This is a genomic window from Arthrospira sp. PCC 8006, assembly GCF_046480465.1.
In the GTDB taxonomy this organism is placed as follows: domain Bacteria; phylum Cyanobacteriota; class Cyanobacteriia; order Cyanobacteriales; family Microcoleaceae; genus Limnospira; species Limnospira platensis.
This window is the reverse complement of record NZ_PKGG01000110.1, coordinates 1-16,767: the sequence shown is the minus strand read 5'-3', so window position 1 is coordinate 16,767 and position 16,767 is coordinate 1. Positions and strand designations below refer to the sequence as shown.

Sequence of the window (16,767 nt, the reverse complement as noted above, 5' to 3'; positions counted from 1 at the left end):
TTCTGCCAATCTCAATGGGTTCCGGGTAATCTCCCGATGCCCATCTTTCCTCTAATTCTTCTTTTGATAAATCGATACTACCGTCAATTTTGACAGTAGTATCGATTCGGGTAACTTGCAAATCATCTAATTTAGAATAAGAAAGATCCAGGTTTGATAAATGAAAGGTTGATTCTAAGTGAAGTTCCATGGCTATGTTTCTTTTTTTACCATTACCTACCAGATTCTACCCTGGAGCTAGGGCTAATCAAGAATGGGTGATCGCGACGAATCTAGCCAACCGGCTCGGGTGTTCACGAGTATCCGGTCGATATCCCCAAATCAAACCGTTGTCAAGTTTTCAAATACTCCCTCTGCCATTTCCGTCTGCTGACGTTCAATTATAGCTCGTTCATCCCTTTTCATTTAATAGCTGATTTGGACCATATAAAGCCATGAAGTCAATGGGATAATCACCCCGTTGATGTTAATAAACCCGCCCAAAACCAAGATGGTAGCATGGTCAGGGCTGTTTCCATGGTTAAATTAACTAGCCACACAAAAAACGGGCTAACCCGTCATTATGGTTAACCCGCCAGCTTGGGAACGCTCAGAGATTCTATTTTTGAACAACCAGTTTGACGTTTGCGCCTTGGAGACCACGCTGTTTAACATCAGCCAAAGTCTTGTTAACGGCGTATTTTTGATTGATAGAGTTGATCAACTCAGTTTGGTTGTGTTTTTTAGCAACACCCCACAGGTCAGCGATCAAATCGTAGCTTCCATCGCTATTGCGAGACCAACCCAGGTCATACTCGCCATCAAGGACGGCAACCAAGTCGGCACGGACGCGCTGGCCGTTGTAACCGCGAACGTCAGCGTTGGAATTCACAGAGATACCCAGATCACGCAGAGAAGATTTCAGGATTTCGGCATCGGTGATCTTGGTACGCAGTGTGCTAAAGTGAGACATTTAGGTATCCTCCTAGTGGAACTAAAAACGAAACAACAACGGTTTTGATTTGAACTGTAATCGCTCTTCGTGGGATGCAAAGACGATTGTGATAGAAACTGCTAGCGAATATGCTAGCCTTTACTCCTGTTTGGACCAGGAGAAAGCCTGTTAGAACTCCATGCGCTGATATTCAGCGACGGAGGACGCAGCCGGTCGCGCCCGCTGTCTGGCCCAGTCTCGTAGCGCTGTGACCTGTTCCTTCATCGTTTTTGACAGGGGTAGGGTTGCCTTAATGGCGGCGATAATGTCAAGCTGCGTAAACTCGCGATCCTGAGCAAATGCCTCATACATGGCAGCGACTAAGGCTTGCTCAATTTCCGCTCCTGAGAAGCCTTCAGATATGGTAGAGAGCTGATCGATATCAAAGCGATCAATATCTGAGCGACGTTTGGAGAGGTGAATCTTAAAAATAGCTTGTCGTTCTTCCTTGGTGGGTAAGTCTACAAAAAAGATTTCGTCAAATCGTCCTTTTCTGAGGAACTCACCGGGAAGCCTTTCGACTCGGTTGGCGGTTGCCATAACGAACACGGGGGATTCTTTCTCTTGCATCCAGGTTAGGAATGAACCAAAGATGCGGCTAGATGTGCCACCGTCTGAATCAGCAGAGCCACTGCCTCCGGCAAAGGATTTGTCTAATTCATCGATGAATAGGATGGCTGGAGAAATGGATTCTGCCGTTTTGAGGGCGTTACGAAGGTTGGCTTCCGATCGCCCTACCATAGAGCCATCGTAGACCCGACCCATATCTAATCGCAACAGGGGTAAACCCCACAGCCTAGATGTAGTTTTAGCTATCAGGGATTTTCCGCAACCGGGAATTCCCAAAATTAGCATCCCTTTGGGTTGGGGTAGACCATACTCTCTGGCTCGTTCGGTAAAGGCATTAGAACGCTGCTGTAACCAGTGTTTCAGCTCTTCTAAGCCCCCAACGGCATCAATGGTTTCATCAACATCTATGAACTCTAGGATGCCATTGCGCCGAATGAGTTGTTTTTTCTCAGACAGAACAATTTCAACCTCTTTATCAGTTAGCTTACCTGCAGTTACATGGGCTTTGCGGTAAACTTTCTCAGCTTCATCTTTTGTTAAACCTAGGGTAGCTTTCAGGAGCTTTTCCCTGGTTTCGGTGTTGATGCGCTTAGAACGGCTCTGCTCAAGTTGGGCAGACAGTACCTGATTGAGTTCTGTCATGTCCGGTAGGGGGAAGTCAAGGACCACTACTTCCTTTTCTAGCTCGATGGGTACTTCTTGCACTGGAGACATCAAGATGATTGTCTTGTTTGTGTTTTTGAAGTTAGCGATCGCATCGCGTAAACACCGGGTTACTTCTGGAGAATCCTTAAAGGGGTGCAAGTCCTTAAAGATGTAAATACTGCCACTAGCATTTGGCTCTCTGTGCCGAATTACCCATTCGATCGCCGATTGCGGTGATACCGTGTTAGACTGTACTGTGTTACGGGCTTGATCCTTGCTGTATTGGGTCAGTCCCCTTGTTACTGTCCAAACGTATACTTCCCGCTGGCGCTTCGAGTTCTGTGCAATGGTGGCGATCGCCTGCTCAGACCGCTCCTCCTCGAAAGTCACGAGGTAGATCAGAGGATATCGAGCTTCAATTAGGATACTAAGTTCTTCTTGCATAGTCCTCGATCCAGGGTAGAGACGGTACAACGTTTACTAATGGTGTTTCCCCATATCCGATTGTGAGCACGACATCGCACTATCATCGAAGCTAGGTTTTTTGACTTCCTCAACAGGGAACGAGTTCTTCTTCCCCTGTGTGGGCAGTGGTTGGACCCACTTCTCGCACTTGCGTAACCGAAATTTCTTCGTCCGACAGTACAGTGGGTTGGTTCTTGAGTGATACCAATTCGCCTTGGTCTATGACCACAGAACTGGCACATTCGGGACAGGCATAAACCTGGTGGGTGTGTCCGCGTAGTCCTTCTAACTCATCTACGATTTCTGGGTGGGTTAGATAGAAGACAAGAGCTTTTTCAGCTAGAGCGGACATTGGTTCCGATTCAACTGCTGCCTTGATTTTGAGTTGGCGATGCAGTTGAGGTGGAATATAGAGTGTTACCTTTTGCTTACTTTGCATAGGACAGTGAACTTGTGTACCCGGGTATGTATGACAACATAGCGGGTATTTTTTGAGATGTCAAGCAGTTATGCTGCTATAACGTCAAACTTGTAATATTTCGTTACAATTATCCCCAAAAAAACCAAAAAACCACTGGTGGGGTGGGTAAATTGACGGCACAGGGCTGGGGTAGCGATCGCTCAGTTTCTCCGGGGCCAGGGAATAGAGGGTTCAGCGACTAATTTTTGAGATACAGCCCTTGCGCCGTAACGGTTGAGGTGGCTAGGGTCTACAAAATAATCGTATTGGGTGAGAGCCTGGTGGGAGAGGTCAACAAACAGGAACCCTTGCTGTCGGGAAAAGTAGATCATCCGATCGCGGAATTGACGTTCCGCAGACCAGCGCACAGAGTCTAAATAGCCTTGGGTGAGGGGAAGGTTAACCAAGACTAGGGAAATATTGCGGCCGCGAGTAAAGGCGACGACAGAATCAAAGGCTCTCGCTTGTACTCCCTCTAGGTTAAATGATTGATAGTCTCCGTCATACCGACCTGAGACATAAGGACGACGTTGATAATAGGTATTAGGATTATAGCGATCGCTTAGGGGTAGGAATCCTTGAGCATCAATGTTATCAAGAGATATGGGAGTGAGATTAACGGGCTGTTGTCCAGAGCGATAGACTAAATCTGTTAGTTCCCAGTCTGCTGATGAGTCCCCCATGATCGGATCTAAGGTGATATCCGGCTTGGCTTGGTAAAAATTGAATTTTGACCCCCTAGCCACACAAAGCGCTGGGAACTCGTGACAGGTGGTTGGGTAAGGTTGTGCTTGGGCTAGTTGGGGGCGGATACCAGAACCTATGCGTTGATGTCCCGCAGATGCTAAAACTGCTGCAAAGGTGCGATCAAAACGACCACTATTAAAGGCTCGCACTCCGTCAGCCCACAGAATCATCGGAGGTAAATGCTCTGGGGGTAAGATTTCCCTAATTAAATAGTTTACTAACTGGGCTGTAGCGCCGTTGATACCAAAGTTGAAAATTCTTAGGTTTCCGTAGCCTCTAGCTGTGAGGGAACGCTGCATTTGATTAGGATCTACTCCCTGAAGGGCGCGGGAACTGCCGACAATTAAAATGTCTGGCGTGCCAACAGTGCTTAAATAGGATAGATATAGTTCTAATTGGCGATCGAAAAGTTCGCTGTCAAAACTGGGAAAAGCGCTTACTGACCTACTTCTGGCGGCTTGTTGTTGGGAGTAGGTCAGGTTACGCATATACTCTACTACTTTTCTTTCGGCAAAGCTGCGCCGGGGACTGCGGGGTGGGACGGCTTGCATCCATGCTACGGCTTGCACCCATTGACGGGCTACTTCGTCCCAATCTTCCTTGCTGCGGGCGCTTTGGGCTAAATTGGAGGCTCTCAGAGCAAAACGCACTGATTCATCAAAGGGGTTGGTTTCGACGCAGTGATTGGATTTGGATATAATTTGATTTGCTGACCGGGCGATCGCATTGGGGACTGATTCTGATTCAGACACCTGGGCGGCGATCGCTTTTTCCGATACTTGGCTAAGTGTAGCCGACTGTTGAGACTGGGAACATCCAGCCATAAGTACCATCGGCAACAGGGCTAAAATTTGGGTGGTGAACCGGAGACTATAGAATCTACTCATCGATGTTTTGACAAATGACGCTGAATACAGACCAGTTGGGTTTTAACTTTTCCGTCTGGAGAAGCCACTAATTTTGATAAGGGTTTGATTTCCTATCTGCTTACCTAATTATGTCGGCTCAGGCTCCAATTGTGGGGAAGGATCGCCAAGGGCGATCGCACTCTTTAAGTTAGCTTAATTGGGAACCATTAGGCTCGGCTATTGGTAAACGTCTCTATTTACCACTTGTTTATTATTACATGTTTTAGGATATTATGGTAACTATTAACTGGAATTGACTAGACTCATGAATATTATCATTATTGGGAGTGGCTTAGGCGGACTGGCGGCGGGGATTCGGTTACAGGCTTTAGGTCATCAAGTAACTATTTTGGAGAAGCGAGATAAACCCGGAGGGCGGGCTTATTGCTATCAACAGGATGGTTTTACCTTTGATGGTGGTCCTACCATTATTACCGCACCTGGGTTAATTGAGGATTTATTTACTTTAGCCGATCGCTCCATGTCTGATTATGTAAAATTAGTCAAACTTGACCCTTTTTATCGGATCAGATTTCCCGATGATTCAGTATTTAACTATAATGATAATTATCAGGAACTTATCGAGCAAATTCGAGAGTTTAATCCTGGGGATGTACAGGGATATCAACAATTCTGTCGGGCGGCGGATTTAGTCTTTAGTAAAGGATTGCCTTTGATGACTAAACCTTTTCATAAATTTAGGGAGATGCTCAAAGTTGCGCCAGCCATGATACAACTTCAATCCTATAAATCCGTGGCGGGATTTGTGAATCAATATATACAGGATGAACGGTTACGCCAGGTGTTTAGTTTTCATCCTTTATTGATTGGTGGAAATCCTTTTAATAGTACATCGATTTATGCCATGATTCATAAACTTGAACAGGTTTTTGGGATTTGGTTTGCTATGGGGGGGACGGGGGCTTTGGTGGCGGCTTTGGTGCGACTTTTTGAGGAGATAGGGGGGGTTTTATGTCTCAATGCGGAAGTTGAGGAAATTGTGATTGATGAAGACACCAGAAAAGCCAAAGGCGTGATTTTGAAGAGCCAGGAAATGTTAGAAGCTGAGGCGGTAGTGAGTAATGGTGATGTGGCGTTTACTTATCTCAATTTAATCTCACCCAAATTTAGGAGAAAATATAGCGATCGCCAAATTAAAAGCCTGCGCCATTCAATTTCTCTATTTGTAGTTTACTTTGGCACCAATAGACGTTATAATAATATGGCACACCATGAAATTATCATGGGGCCAAATTATCGAGAATTAATGGATGATTTGTTTAGGCGAAAACACCTATCATCAGATTTTTCTCTGTATTTACACCGTCCTACTGCCACTGATCCATCCTTAGCGCCAGCGGGTTGTGATTGTTGGTATGTGCTATCTCCAGTTCCTAATTTAGCAGGAGATACGGACTGGAAAATCATGGCAAAACCCTATCGCGATCGCTTAATTCAATTTTTAGAAAATCAATATATGCCCAATTTATCCCAACATATTGTCACCGAAAATTGTATAGACCCTCTGCATTTTCAAAATACCCTAAACAGCTATTTAGGAAGTGCATTTTCCCTAGAACCCACCTTAATGCAGTCGGCTTGGTTTCGTCCCCATAATGTGAGTGAAGATATCCCTAATCTGTATTTTGTCGGGGCGGGAACTCATCCGGGCGCTGGTATTCCCGGAGTGATAAGTTCGGCTAAAATTGTATCTGATTTAGTGGGGAAAGCGTGATTTTAAAACGGACACAAATTAACTAAAATCGCCAAGCTGAAATTAAAGGAGTAGCCATTTTGCAGATTACATTTTTAGGCACAAGTTCAGGAGTTCCCACGCGATCGCGAAATGTTTCGAGTATCGCCCTACGTCTTCCCCAAAGGGCAGAACTTTGGTTATTTGACTGCGGAGAAGGAACCCAACATCAGTTTTTGCGTAGTGAATTAAAAGTCAGCCAACTCAGTCGTATTTTCATCACCCATATGCACGGTGATCATATTTTTGGTTTAATGGGATTACTAGCCACCTGTGGTTTAGCCGGAAATGCTAACCGCATAGATATCTACGGACCCCCTGAATTAGAAGATTACTTAAAATCCTGCACTCGCTATTCTCAAACCCACTTTTCTTATCCGGTAAAAGTCCATCGCGTTAAACCGGGAATAATTTACGAAGACGAGGAATATATTGTCAGTTGTGGACCTCTCAAACATCGAGTTCCCGCCTTTGGATATCGGATCGAAGAAAAGGAACGCCCCGGACGTTTTTATGTCGAAAAAGCTCAAGCCTTGGGGATTCCACCCGGACCGATTTATGGTAAACTGAAAAATGGGGAAATCGTCACCCTTCCAGATGGTCGTCAAATTAATGGTTCTGCTCTTTGTGGAAAACCAGAAATCGGCCGTAAATTTGTTTATTGTACGGATACCGTCTTGTGTGATGGGGCGATCGAATTAGCTGATGGTGCGGATGTTCTCATACATGAGGCTACATTTTCTCATCTTGATGCTGACATGGCATTTCAGCGACTGCATTCTACCTCTACAATGGCGGCGCAGGTGGCTTTGGCTGCGGGGGTCAAAACTCTATTAATGACGCATTTTAGCCCCCGCTATGCACCGGGAAATGATATAGTTTTGGAGGATTTGTTAAAGGAAGCTAGGGCAATTTTTCCCAATACCAAAATGGCCTATGATTTTATGAGTTATGACATTCCCAGAAATCAGGAATTAGTAATAGCTTCTTGAAATCCCTGTACTAGGTAATCAATACCAGTAATAGCTGTTCCGACCACGATCGCATTAGCGCCCAAAGCGATCGCCTGTTTAGCGAAAGTCGGGGAACTAATACCCCCCTCGCAAATCACCGGACAATCAAGCTGTTTAACCAATTGACTAAGAAGTTCAAAACCTGGGGGCGATAGGTGTTTAGTCGCCTCTGTGTAGCCATAGAGAGTGGTTCCAACACAGTCCGCCCCCGCTTCAACCGCTGCTATTGCTGCTGCTAAAGTATCTATATCAGCCATTACTGGTTTAGCTAATTTTTGATGAATTTGGGCGATTAAAGATGGCACAGTTTCCCCTTCGGGGCGGTTTCTTAAAGTCGCATCAATGGCAATAATATCAGCCCCAGCTTGAGCGATCGCCGCCGCCTCTTCAAACCGAGGTGTAATATAAACAGAAAACCCCGGAAATTGTCGTTTCCATAGCCCGATAATGGGTTGAGCGACCTGTTGGCGCACCGCCGCGATATGGGCGGGGGTATCAATTCGCACCCCTACCGCCCCCCGTTTAACTGCCGTTTTGGCGATCGCTGCGATAATTTCCGGGTCATGTAAGGGGGAGTCAACAGGGGCTTGACAAGATACAATTAAGCCAGACGGAAGGGTTAACATAGATATTTTTTAGATACCAATAATCCTGGTTAAATTATAACAGCTATTGCATCAATTTAATCATCATAATTTTTGCCCAGGTTTAAGGATTCGATTTGATTCAGTAGTTGATTAGGTAATATAGGTTTATTCAAACATTTATCAACCCCGAATTGTAAGGATTGTTCCTGTTCATCGCTGTTGGTAGTAAGGGCAACAATTTTAATTTTCTGGGTAGTGGCATCTTCCCTAAGATGACGAACAATATCATAACCATCTTGTCCTGAAATATGTAAATCCATCAAAATCGCATCTGGTTTAAGAAGTTCAATAGTTGCCAAAGCCGTTAAACCATCCATCAACCATACCACTTGATAACCGGCTGCTGTTAGTAATTCACAGATTAAAGTCGCGGTTTCCTCATCATCTTCAATCAAGACTAATCTACCTTGAGGACTATCTGTATACATAGACGGCAGAGAGGTTTTGTAATTAGAATTATTTTTGTCAATTAAAGGTTGAATAGGGATGTAAACCGTAAATTTAGTACCTAAGCCAATGACCGATTCAAATTGAATGCTACCGCCATGTAACTCCACCAATTGCTTAGTCAAAGCCAACCCTAAACCCGTCCCACCATATTGGCGGCGGTAGGGAGAATCTAATTGTTGAAACTTCTCGAATAATAGGGACTGTTGTTCTTTAGAAATGCCGATACCAGTATCTTTAACTTGAAAGATAGCCATTTTGTCTTTCCGGGAAACTGTGAGGGTGACGCGACCACCTTTAGGGGTAAACTTAATAGCATTACTTAATAGGTTGAGCAAAATTTGTCTAACCCGGCGATAGTCTGCCCGAAAAAGGTCTTGATCAACCTTAATTTGTAAGTTGACATGAACTCCTTTTTCTTTAGCAAAATCTCGCAAAGTATGTAAACATTGTTGCGCCATTTTTCCCAGGGAGAATTGGCTAATTTTCAGGACGGTTTTACCAGATTCAACTTGGGATAGATCGAGAATATCATTAATCAAAGCCAGTAGATTTTCGCCGCTATCGTGAATAGTTTGCAGATAATGTTTTTGCTTTTCGAGGGGTAGGGCGGGAAAATTCTCAGGCTGACTATATAATCTCAATAAAGTCGATGAAATGCCAATTACATGGGTGAGGGGTGTTCGTAATTCATGACTCATAGTGGCTAAAAATTCACTTTTAGCACGGTTAGCACATTGAGCGGCTAAGAGGGCATCATGAAGGGCTTGGGTGCGTTCTTTAACCCGTCTTTCTAAGGTTTGTTTTTGTTGCTGAACTTGGGCGTACAGTTGGGCTTGATAGATAGCGATCGATAGATGTTGAGTAATTTTACTAATAAATTTTTGCTCGGTTTCTTTCCATTGACGATCGCTAAAACACTGATGAGCAATTAATAGACCCCAAAGCTGTTTTTGTACTAAAATTGGAGCCACCAGTTGCGCCATAACCTGCTTTTGTTGTAAAATCGCATACAATTCCGGGGATGACTGATAGTGCAGTTTAATATTAGGGATGCAATGGATGATAGATTTTTGATAGTATTGTTGATATTCGGGAACTTGAGCAAAGCAGCGATCGGCTTGGTCCCAGTCTAGGAGTGAGGTGATCGCATCAGAAGATTTAGCCTCATAGGTAATACTTCCGTGAATCGGATCATGGCGATCGGCTTCTGGGGTGGAGATTTCGGTATTTAAGTCGGGTTCTTCTAATTCAGGAGATAGGTCTTTAGGATGATCACCGGTCTGGACATGATAGGTGTTTAACTGATAAATCACCAGACGATCAACCTGCAAAAATTCGCGCAACTGTTCGACTGCGGTTGACAAAATTACCGACAGGTCAAGACTCTGGCGAATCTGGGTCGTCACTTGATTTAAAAGTCGCTCTCTTTCCAGTTGCTTATTTAGGGAATCATCCACAGGCTTAGTAAATATTGCGATCGCACAGATTTAAGCAAACACAGATTTTTGCTGTACACTCTAAAGATAGCACCAAACCACTCTACCTCATTTAGATCGCTTCTGATCAGGGTTCGATTCAGGGTTTTTCTCTCTCCAGGTGGCTGATGTAGGCGTTTTCAGGGTCAGATTTGTTGCAATATTGTTTTAATATTTTGTGTGATAGTGGCTATCAGATTCTCTGGTAGGCTGATCCACTTTTTTGACCTCAACGATTAAGCCTATCTCCAATGGCGATCACCGCTTCGACCTGGTTTGATTGTATTTGTCTAAAAAATATAACTTTATGACTCAGCAATTATCCCTCACCCTTAACTCAACTCTCGCCGACCTAGCATCCCATAATTATCAGGTTAGTTCGGTGACTAGATCAGATATTGTAGCTAAAGAACTCTACCAAAATCCCGAACTTCCCGGTGTATTAATTATCGACGATTCCGAATTAATAGGGATGATTTCCCGCAGCAAATTTTTAGAAAAAATCTATTTACCTAATTGGGAGGAAATCTACAGCAACCACCCCATTCAGAAACTCTTAGATTTTACCCGGATTCCTCCCCTGATGTTGTCGTCAGATACGCCCATTAATGAAGCAGTACAACTGGCGATGAATCGGTCTATTAATCTGATTTATGAGCCTATTGTCCTCATCTGTGATCACCATGAATTTCGGTTGATAGATTTTCGGATTCTTTGTCAAGCCCAAACCTTAATTTTACAGAAATCTCGTCAAATAATTGAACAGCAAGAACAGACAAAGCAGAAGTATTTTAACCTGTTAAATCAGGAAAAACAACGGATTAATGAGGCGAATCATAATCTCAATATTGAGAAAAATATTATGAAAAAGCTATATCAAAGTCGTTTTATAGAAAGAGAAAATGCCATTAATCAACATTATCAAAAAATCCTCAAAATTTATCAAGAAATTGTCCAGACTGGTCGGCTGGTTTCTAAGGAAAGTCATCGCGAATTTCATGCAATTTTTATCGGCGCTAATTCTATTCATAAAAATTCGGAAGATTTAGAGTCAGTGATTAAAAATATTTCTAGGGATTTGGAAACTATTAATTCCGCTTCGACAATTATGGCGGAAATTGTCCAAAAAGTCCGATATCTCTCGGTACAGGCTTCGGTTTTAACTTATCAACAAAGTTCGACTAATCAAACAGTTTTAAGTCAAATTAACCTAGAAATGAATCGACTGGTTAAACAAACTCTTGATTTAAGCCAACAAATGAATAATGTTTCTAGTCATTTTAAAGTTCATATTAATAACCTGAAAGATATCGCTCATAAAGAAGACGAAGTTACCCGCAAAATGATTTTAAACACTCAACGCGCTGAAATGGCGATCGCTGAATTGGATCAACTACTAGAAAACCCTAATCTAGGTTTAACTAATCTAATTCCGAACCTATCGAATAATAATTAATTGCATATAGTTAATACAGTCGGCTACTATCTGATTTTATGTTTCTGGGGTGTCAACTTCTTCTGTCTCCACTTCGGTGGGAGTTTCCGTAGGAGTTTCCGTGGGAGTTTCCGTGGGAGTTTCTGGAGATAATAAATCTTCGGAATCTTTAGCCATAATCCACTCATCTAGGGGGTGACTAATAGCATCTCGCGCCGTCTTAGAAATCACTAAAATCGAGATATTTTCTGGTAAAGTTTCGGGAGGATTGGTCATTGCATAAATTGCATCACCACTAAAATCAGACTTACCCAAAACTAGGCGATGAGTAGTTTCATCTCGTAGTTGAATTTGGATCGAATCTTGAGGATCAACCAATCCATAATCCTCTAATTGTGATTTAGAAATGGTTAATTTCCTAATACCTGAGTTAGGATTAGATGCAATTCTCTGGCTATTTACCAATTGATTTAAAACGGCATTCACCCTCGCAATATTAGCGGGATATTCCATAGGTTCAAGCATTTTCCAGGGGGTGATTGCATCAGTTTCATCTTCCCCAACTCGTTGAATTTTTAAAGTGCGATCGCCTGTTTCTATAACCAGAGATTGGATATCATCTTGAGAAACATCAAAAATCCGATCTTGTCTAGCTTGGATTTCTTGCTGTTGAGATTTTCCGCGAATTTCTACCACATAAACACCCCCCGCTAATACCAAAGCAATAATCATTAAAATCCGGGTTGATTGCTGCAATTTCATAACTAAACCTCCACATCAATGCCATTTTATCGTCGCCGCCACCAGAGGAAAGCTGATACAGCAAATCCCATGAACGGGAAAATCACTAAAGCCATCCAACTTAACAACCGACCTAATGGGGGAGTCATCAAAATCCGACGGCTAGTAACAGATTTAACCCCGATAGATAACACTTCTTGGTCTGGTTGACTCAGCCAAACAATAGTATTTACAAATATATCTCTATTGAGTTGTTGTTCAAGCCAGCCATCAGTCGCAAATTGAGAGTTTCCGAATACTACCAGTCTGGCTTCTTGAGCAGTGGCTGTGGTTTCCTCGGTGTCTGTGGTTTCCTCAGTTTCCGCAGTTTCCGCAGTTTCCTCAGTTTCGGTAGTTTCCGCAGTTTCCGCAGTTTCCGCAGTTTCCGCCGTGGGAGTTTCTGTGGTTTCCTCAGTTTCGGTAGTTTCCGCCGTGGGAGTTTCTTGGGGGTTTAAAACTCGGGTTAAAGCCACTCCCAAAGATAGAGGACCTTCGCGATCTGTTTCCGGGTTAAATTCTAATCTTCCCTCTACTAAATTACTTTCCGCCCAACTTTGTGTATCTGTCCAAATTATGGGAGTTTCAGTAATTCCGTCTACGGGGCGAGTTTCCACAGGACGCGCTGACGGAAACAGAGATATATTATTACCAAAATCTCTAGTAATAGGATGATCGCCATATTCGCGGACAATGGGAACTGTGAGACCTAAACCAACTAATCGACCGCTACCAGTTGCGTCAATAGCAATGCGATCGTCTAATTTTACTCCCCATTTATCCAATAAATTATCTAACCCTGGGTCAGTTTTCGGGTCTAGCATTAATAGCAAACCGCCGCCATTGTCAAGGAAATCAATTAAGGCGTTAACTTCCCCTTCAAATAGCTTTTGTTGAGGACCTGCTACCACAATCACATTGGCATTTTCGGGAATTCCTGTGGCTTGTGCTAGGTTGAGAGGTTCAACTACAAAATTTCTTTCTTTTAGACTATCAACAGCCTGTTGAAAGCCTCCTTGTCCGGCTTGAAGTGGTCTTTGTCCGTGACCTTGGAGGAAATAAATTTGGGAAGTGCGATCGCTAAAAATTTGTTCAATACTATTAGTTAATGTAACTTCCGTTAGTGGTTGTCTTCCTTCCCGGCGAATAAGTTGGCGACGGCTTCCGGCTTCCAGATGAATTTCACCAAAATTTCTCACCCCAAATTCTTGGGCTAGACCTGGTTGCATTTGTGGATCAATAAACTCGTAACTAAATAAGGCTGGGTTCTTTTCTCGGTAGCGGTCTAATAATGATTTAGTTTGAGGATTTTGGGTCGGGTCAAATACCCAAACTTTTAAGGGTTCAGGAAGGTTGGTAACGATAGTTTGGGTTTGGGGTGCGAGGGTAAATTGTTGATTTTCAGTTAAGTCAATGCGAACTGGGTTCCGTACTGCAATAATATTAATTGAGGCGATAATTACAATCACGGAAACTGTTGCCACTAGGGCGTTAGTCCCGGCTTGAGTAGACCGACGATTCTGTAATCGTTTGTCTTTTAGGTCAGTTTCCCAATAACCTTTTAGGACTAACCACACCCCGATAATTACCACCCCAGTGATGATTAAAGCTAGGGGAACTGGCTGCCATATTCCCGATACGAAACCCGCTGATAAACCAGCGATCGCCATCATGGGACCTAGCCAAAATGAGTATTTAAAAACTTGCCAAAGAATTCGATTTTTTTTCATAAAAAATTTTACGATCGCTGAAAGCGAAACGCATCAATAGACTGGGCGGTGAGAAACACCCCTAAAACTACATAACTGCCAAACAACACCAAACTCCTGATCTCAATAACCCCTTGTACTAAATTAATATAATTAGAGATTAATGATAAATGGGAGAGAGCATCTCCTAGGGGTCCTCCTACAGCTTGACCAATGATATCGACAACCCATAAAAATAGCACTAAGGCAAAAGTACCTATCGCCGAAAGTAAGGTGCTATCGGTTAGGGAAGAAATAAACATTCCCAGGGATAACACACCAGCAGCCAGCAAAATTAACCCCAGATGAGAGACTATCATAATCCCCGGAGACATGGGAGGGCTAGATACGCTCAAGGCGATCGCCTGTAGCACAAACAGCGGTAAAATCATGGTACTATAGAAGGTGATAACTCCTAGTAATTTTCCCGTAGCTACTCCCCAGTTAGTAATCGGAGAAGTCGCCAACAGTTCTAGGGTTCCGCGTTTGCGTTCTTCTGCATATAATCCCATTGATAACATAGGCAGCACAAGCAGAGATATGGTTCCCATAAGCCTCAAAAATACTTGCAGAAACTCATAGGATAAATCAATGGGCGGTTCCGTTAAACCCATTTGATCTCTCAAAGCTACTTGTTGAATCAGTCCATCAGGTCCTAACAGAATAGCGATCAAAAAGTATCCAGTTAGTAGCCAAAAAATTCCGGCGATCGCATAAGCCAACGGAGAGGCAAAATATCCCTGGAGTTCTTTGCGATAGATGGCGATGATATTACTAAAAACGACTAGCATAGTTTAATATCAGTTTAAAGTTTAAGCAGAACCGGAGCAATCATCCGTAGCTAACTATTAATTATCAACTGTTTCTTCTTCTGGCTGGTCTTCTTCTAGCTGGTCTTTGGCTATCTCCTCAGACTCGGGTTCATCCTCAGAAGGCGATCGTGCGATCGTCGCTTCTTCTTGGGAGGTAAGAGTTAAGAAAACATCCTCTAAACTAGCACGAGTGCGCCGCATTTCATAAACTTTTATTCCCTCAGTCACACAGGCTGCTATCAGCTCAGGTCCGGGTTCCCTGGTAGTGTCACAGACAACCTGTAACCGCTGGCGTGGTTCAGTGGGAGATGTTGGTAATAGGTCAACTATTTTGACTCCAGGAACTGCTAACAGAGAATTTAGGGTTTCCCCTTCTATTTCTCCCTCTACTTCTATCTCATACCCTGCTCCCGCCGTCAACTTCTCCATAAGATTCTCTGGAGTTCCGGTCGCTACAATTTGACCCTTATTGATAATTACCACCTGGCTACAGGTCATGCTTACTTCAGGTAAAATATGGGTAGATAGGATAATCGTATGGTCTCCGGCTAGACTCTTGATTAAATTCCGCACTTCGATGATTTGGCGCGGATCTAACCCCACTGTCGGCTCGTCTAACACTATCACAGGTGGGTCATGCACGATCGCCTGAGCTATTCCCACCCGCTGACGATAGCCTTTAGATAGTTTACGAATTAGACTCCGGCGGCGATCCAATATACCGCAGCGTTCCATAGCCGCTTCTACTCGTAAAGGGCGATCGCCCGCCGCCACCCGTTTAATCCTCGCCACAAAATGCAGAAAACCCTCAACCGTCATATCAGGGTACAATGGGGGTGTTTCCGGCAGGTAGCCAATTCTCTCCCGCACCGCCATTGATTGTTCGTGGACTTCATATCCAGCAATTCGGGCTGTTCCATTTGTGGCTGGTAAATAGCCTGATAAAATACGGAGAGTGGTAGTCTTTCCTGCGCCATTGGGTCCCAAAAACCCTAAGATTTCCCCCGCTTTCACAGAAAAGGATACATCCTCAATGGCTGGAGTTGTGCCATAAATTTTGCACAGATTCTCAACTTCAATCATGGGTTATGTGCTATCGGTCTGGGAATAATCACCTTTAACATTAACTGATTTCGGGACTTTCCTGATTATTTCTTGGTTCAGTTTTCCCCTCTTGCTTCTTGTGTTGATTTTTTAGTCATGAGTATAGCTACGCCACGCTGGTAGATTTAATCTAGGCGATCGCTCCTCCCCTTGTCAACCCCTAATTATTCCTTAAAGGCGACGATGTTAGTTTTAACGGTGTTTCACAATAGGCGTAGACCCTCTCAAACCCTATCAAAATGCTATACTATTTGCCATAAACTGCGATGAGAAACTACTGACTATGACCATCGCCCAATCATCAGAACAGGGAATTACTACCCTTCCCGATCATACCCAACTCCCCGACTCCGACGGTACTTTTGTGAAAAACTTTCAGGAGCATCCCCAAAGTATCTTATTGACTGATTCCATTCAATCAAAACTAGATAGTATACACCCAGACCAGCAATATGCTATAGGTCAAGATTGTGGTATCTATTGGCGGCTGACAGAACCCCCAGAACGCGGGGCGGAATGTCCAGACTGGTTTTATGTTCCCAACGTTCCCCCCAGCCTCGACGGAAAATTCAGACGTTCCTATGTATTATGGCAGGAATATATCCCCCCTTTAATTGCCATAGAATTTGTGTCCGGTGATGGTTCCGAAGAACGCGATCGCACTCCCTTATCTCAAATTTCTGGAGAACGTCAAAAACCCGGTAAATTTTGGGTATATGAACAAGTTATCCGTCCGGCTTTCTATGCTATCTATGAAGTCCAAAAAGCCAGTGTAGAAGTCTATC

Annotated in this window: 14 protein-coding genes and 1 pseudogene; 4 read left to right on the top strand and 11 right to left on the bottom strand. The window is 43.6% G+C overall.

Translation table 11 applies throughout. From position 1 onward, the window contains the following. The 5 genes and pseudogenes from B9T16_RS16100 to B9T16_RS16080 form a co-directional block, all read right to left on the bottom strand. Window positions 1-190, bottom strand: a pseudogene (locus B9T16_RS16100) (hypothetical protein); the annotation flags it as partial. Between the two features lie 408 nt (window positions 191-598). Next, window positions 599-952 carry a DUF1257 domain-containing protein gene (locus tag B9T16_RS16095; protein ID WP_006617969.1) on the bottom strand — a complete coding sequence of 118 codons (354 nt, stop codon included), beginning with the start codon at window positions 950-952 and terminating at the stop codon, window positions 599-601. Between the two features lie 150 nt (window positions 953-1,102). Next, window positions 1,103-2,632, bottom strand: a complete 1,530-nt coding sequence (locus B9T16_RS16090; protein ID WP_006617968.1) for an AAA family ATPase — start codon at window positions 2,630-2,632, stop codon at window positions 1,103-1,105. 109 nt (window positions 2,633-2,741) lie between these two features. Next, complete coding sequence (locus B9T16_RS16085) at window positions 2,742-3,092, bottom strand: hypothetical protein (RefSeq protein ID WP_006617967.1); 351 nt, start codon at window positions 3,090-3,092, stop codon at window positions 2,742-2,744. A gap of 182 nt (window positions 3,093-3,274) precedes the next feature. After that, window positions 3,275-4,747 carry a hypothetical protein gene (locus B9T16_RS16080; RefSeq protein ID WP_410245245.1) on the bottom strand — a complete coding sequence of 491 codons (1,473 nt, stop codon included), beginning with the start codon at window positions 4,745-4,747 and terminating at the stop codon, window positions 3,275-3,277. A gap of 286 nt (window positions 4,748-5,033) precedes the next feature. On the opposite strand from B9T16_RS16080, the gene B9T16_RS16075 reads away from it, so the two are divergent. Both B9T16_RS16075 and B9T16_RS16070 read left to right on the top strand, forming a co-directional pair. Then, the gene (locus B9T16_RS16075) at window positions 5,034-6,503 is read left to right on the top strand and encodes a phytoene desaturase (protein WP_410245244.1); all 1,470 of its coding nucleotides are present in this window, start codon (window positions 5,034-5,036) and stop codon (window positions 6,501-6,503) included. A 59-nt stretch (window positions 6,504-6,562) separates the two neighbouring features. After that, the gene (locus B9T16_RS16070) at window positions 6,563-7,513 is read left to right on the top strand and encodes a ribonuclease Z (RefSeq protein ID WP_410245243.1); all 951 of its coding nucleotides are present in this window, start codon (window positions 6,563-6,565) and stop codon (window positions 7,511-7,513) included. On the opposite strand, the gene B9T16_RS16065 is transcribed toward B9T16_RS16070, so the two are convergent. Both B9T16_RS16065 and B9T16_RS16060 read right to left on the bottom strand, forming a co-directional pair. Beyond that, window positions 7,489-8,160 carry an N-acetylmannosamine-6-phosphate 2-epimerase gene (locus B9T16_RS16065; protein ID WP_410245242.1) on the bottom strand — a complete coding sequence of 224 codons (672 nt, stop codon included), beginning with the start codon at window positions 8,158-8,160 and terminating at the stop codon, window positions 7,489-7,491. The genes B9T16_RS16070 and B9T16_RS16065 overlap by 25 nt on opposite strands. A gap of 56 nt (window positions 8,161-8,216) precedes the next feature. After that, window positions 8,217-10,088 (bottom strand): ATP-binding protein, encoded by a 1,872-nt coding sequence (locus B9T16_RS16060; protein WP_410245241.1) that lies wholly within the window; start codon window positions 10,086-10,088, stop codon window positions 8,217-8,219. A gap of 325 nt (window positions 10,089-10,413) precedes the next feature. Here B9T16_RS16060 and B9T16_RS16055 point away from each other — a divergent pair, with 325 nt between their 5' ends. Then, the gene (locus B9T16_RS16055; protein WP_006617961.1) at window positions 10,414-11,562 is read left to right on the top strand and encodes a hypothetical protein; all 1,149 of its coding nucleotides are present in this window, start codon (window positions 10,414-10,416) and stop codon (window positions 11,560-11,562) included. A gap of 36 nt (window positions 11,563-11,598) precedes the next feature. Here B9T16_RS16055 and B9T16_RS16050 read toward each other — a convergent pair whose 3' ends face one another. Genes B9T16_RS16050 through B9T16_RS16035 form a run of 4 tightly spaced genes read right to left on the bottom strand, consistent with a single transcriptional unit; the run spans window position 11,599 to window position 15,961 of the window. After that, entirely contained in the window at window positions 11,599-12,303 is a 705-nt protein-coding gene (locus B9T16_RS16050; protein ID WP_410245240.1) for a DUF4340 domain-containing protein, read from the bottom strand. Between the two features lie 26 nt (window positions 12,304-12,329). Next, window positions 12,330-14,048: a GldG family protein gene (locus tag B9T16_RS16045; RefSeq protein ID WP_410245239.1), complete on the bottom strand. Its 1,719-nt coding sequence runs from the start codon at window positions 14,046-14,048 to the stop codon at window positions 12,330-12,332. 8 nt (window positions 14,049-14,056) lie between these two features. After that, a complete protein-coding gene (locus B9T16_RS16040) occupies window positions 14,057-14,857 on the bottom strand; it encodes an ABC transporter permease (RefSeq protein ID WP_410245238.1) in 801 nt (266 codons plus the stop codon). A gap of 57 nt (window positions 14,858-14,914) precedes the next feature. Then, window positions 14,915-15,961: an ABC transporter ATP-binding protein gene (locus B9T16_RS16035; RefSeq protein ID WP_410245237.1), complete on the bottom strand. Its 1,047-nt coding sequence runs from the start codon at window positions 15,959-15,961 to the stop codon at window positions 14,915-14,917. Between the two features lie 304 nt (window positions 15,962-16,265). Between B9T16_RS16035 and B9T16_RS16030 the strand changes: the two genes are divergently transcribed. After that, window positions 16,266-16,767, top strand: a 502-nt coding sequence (locus tag B9T16_RS16030) for a Uma2 family endonuclease (RefSeq protein ID WP_410245236.1), incomplete at its 3' end; no start/stop codon positions are given.

Excerpts from the sequence above, each read along its gene's own strand:
- B9T16_RS16050 (WP_410245240.1), bottom strand. The coding sequence starts at position 12,303 with ATGAAATTGCAGCAATCAACCCGGATTTTAATGATTATTGCTTTGGTA.
- B9T16_RS16075 (WP_410245244.1), top strand. The coding sequence starts at position 5,034 with ATGAATATTATCATTATTGGGAGTGGCTTAGGCGGACTGGCGGCGGGG.
- B9T16_RS16080 (WP_410245245.1), bottom strand. The coding sequence starts at position 4,747 with ATGAGTAGATTCTATAGTCTCCGGTTCACCACCCAAATTTTAGCCCTG.
- B9T16_RS16045 (WP_410245239.1), bottom strand. The coding sequence starts at position 14,048 with ATGAAAAAAAATCGAATTCTTTGGCAAGTTTTTAAATACTCATTTTGG.
- B9T16_RS16065 (WP_410245242.1), bottom strand. The coding sequence starts at position 8,160 with ATGTTAACCCTTCCGTCTGGCTTAATTGTATCTTGTCAAGCCCCTGTT.
- B9T16_RS16095 (WP_006617969.1), bottom strand. The coding sequence starts at position 952 with ATGTCTCACTTTAGCACACTGCGTACCAAGATCACCGATGCCGAAATC.
- B9T16_RS16035 (WP_410245237.1), bottom strand. The coding sequence starts at position 15,961 with ATGATTGAAGTTGAGAATCTGTGCAAAATTTATGGCACAACTCCAGCC.
- B9T16_RS16040 (WP_410245238.1), bottom strand. The coding sequence starts at position 14,857 with ATGCTAGTCGTTTTTAGTAATATCATCGCCATCTATCGCAAAGAACTC.
- B9T16_RS16090 (WP_006617968.1), bottom strand. The coding sequence starts at position 2,632 with ATGCAAGAAGAACTTAGTATCCTAATTGAAGCTCGATATCCTCTGATC.
- B9T16_RS16055 (WP_006617961.1), top strand. The coding sequence starts at position 10,414 with ATGACTCAGCAATTATCCCTCACCCTTAACTCAACTCTCGCCGACCTA.
- B9T16_RS16085 (WP_006617967.1), bottom strand. The coding sequence starts at position 3,092 with ATGCAAAGTAAGCAAAAGGTAACACTCTATATTCCACCTCAACTGCAT.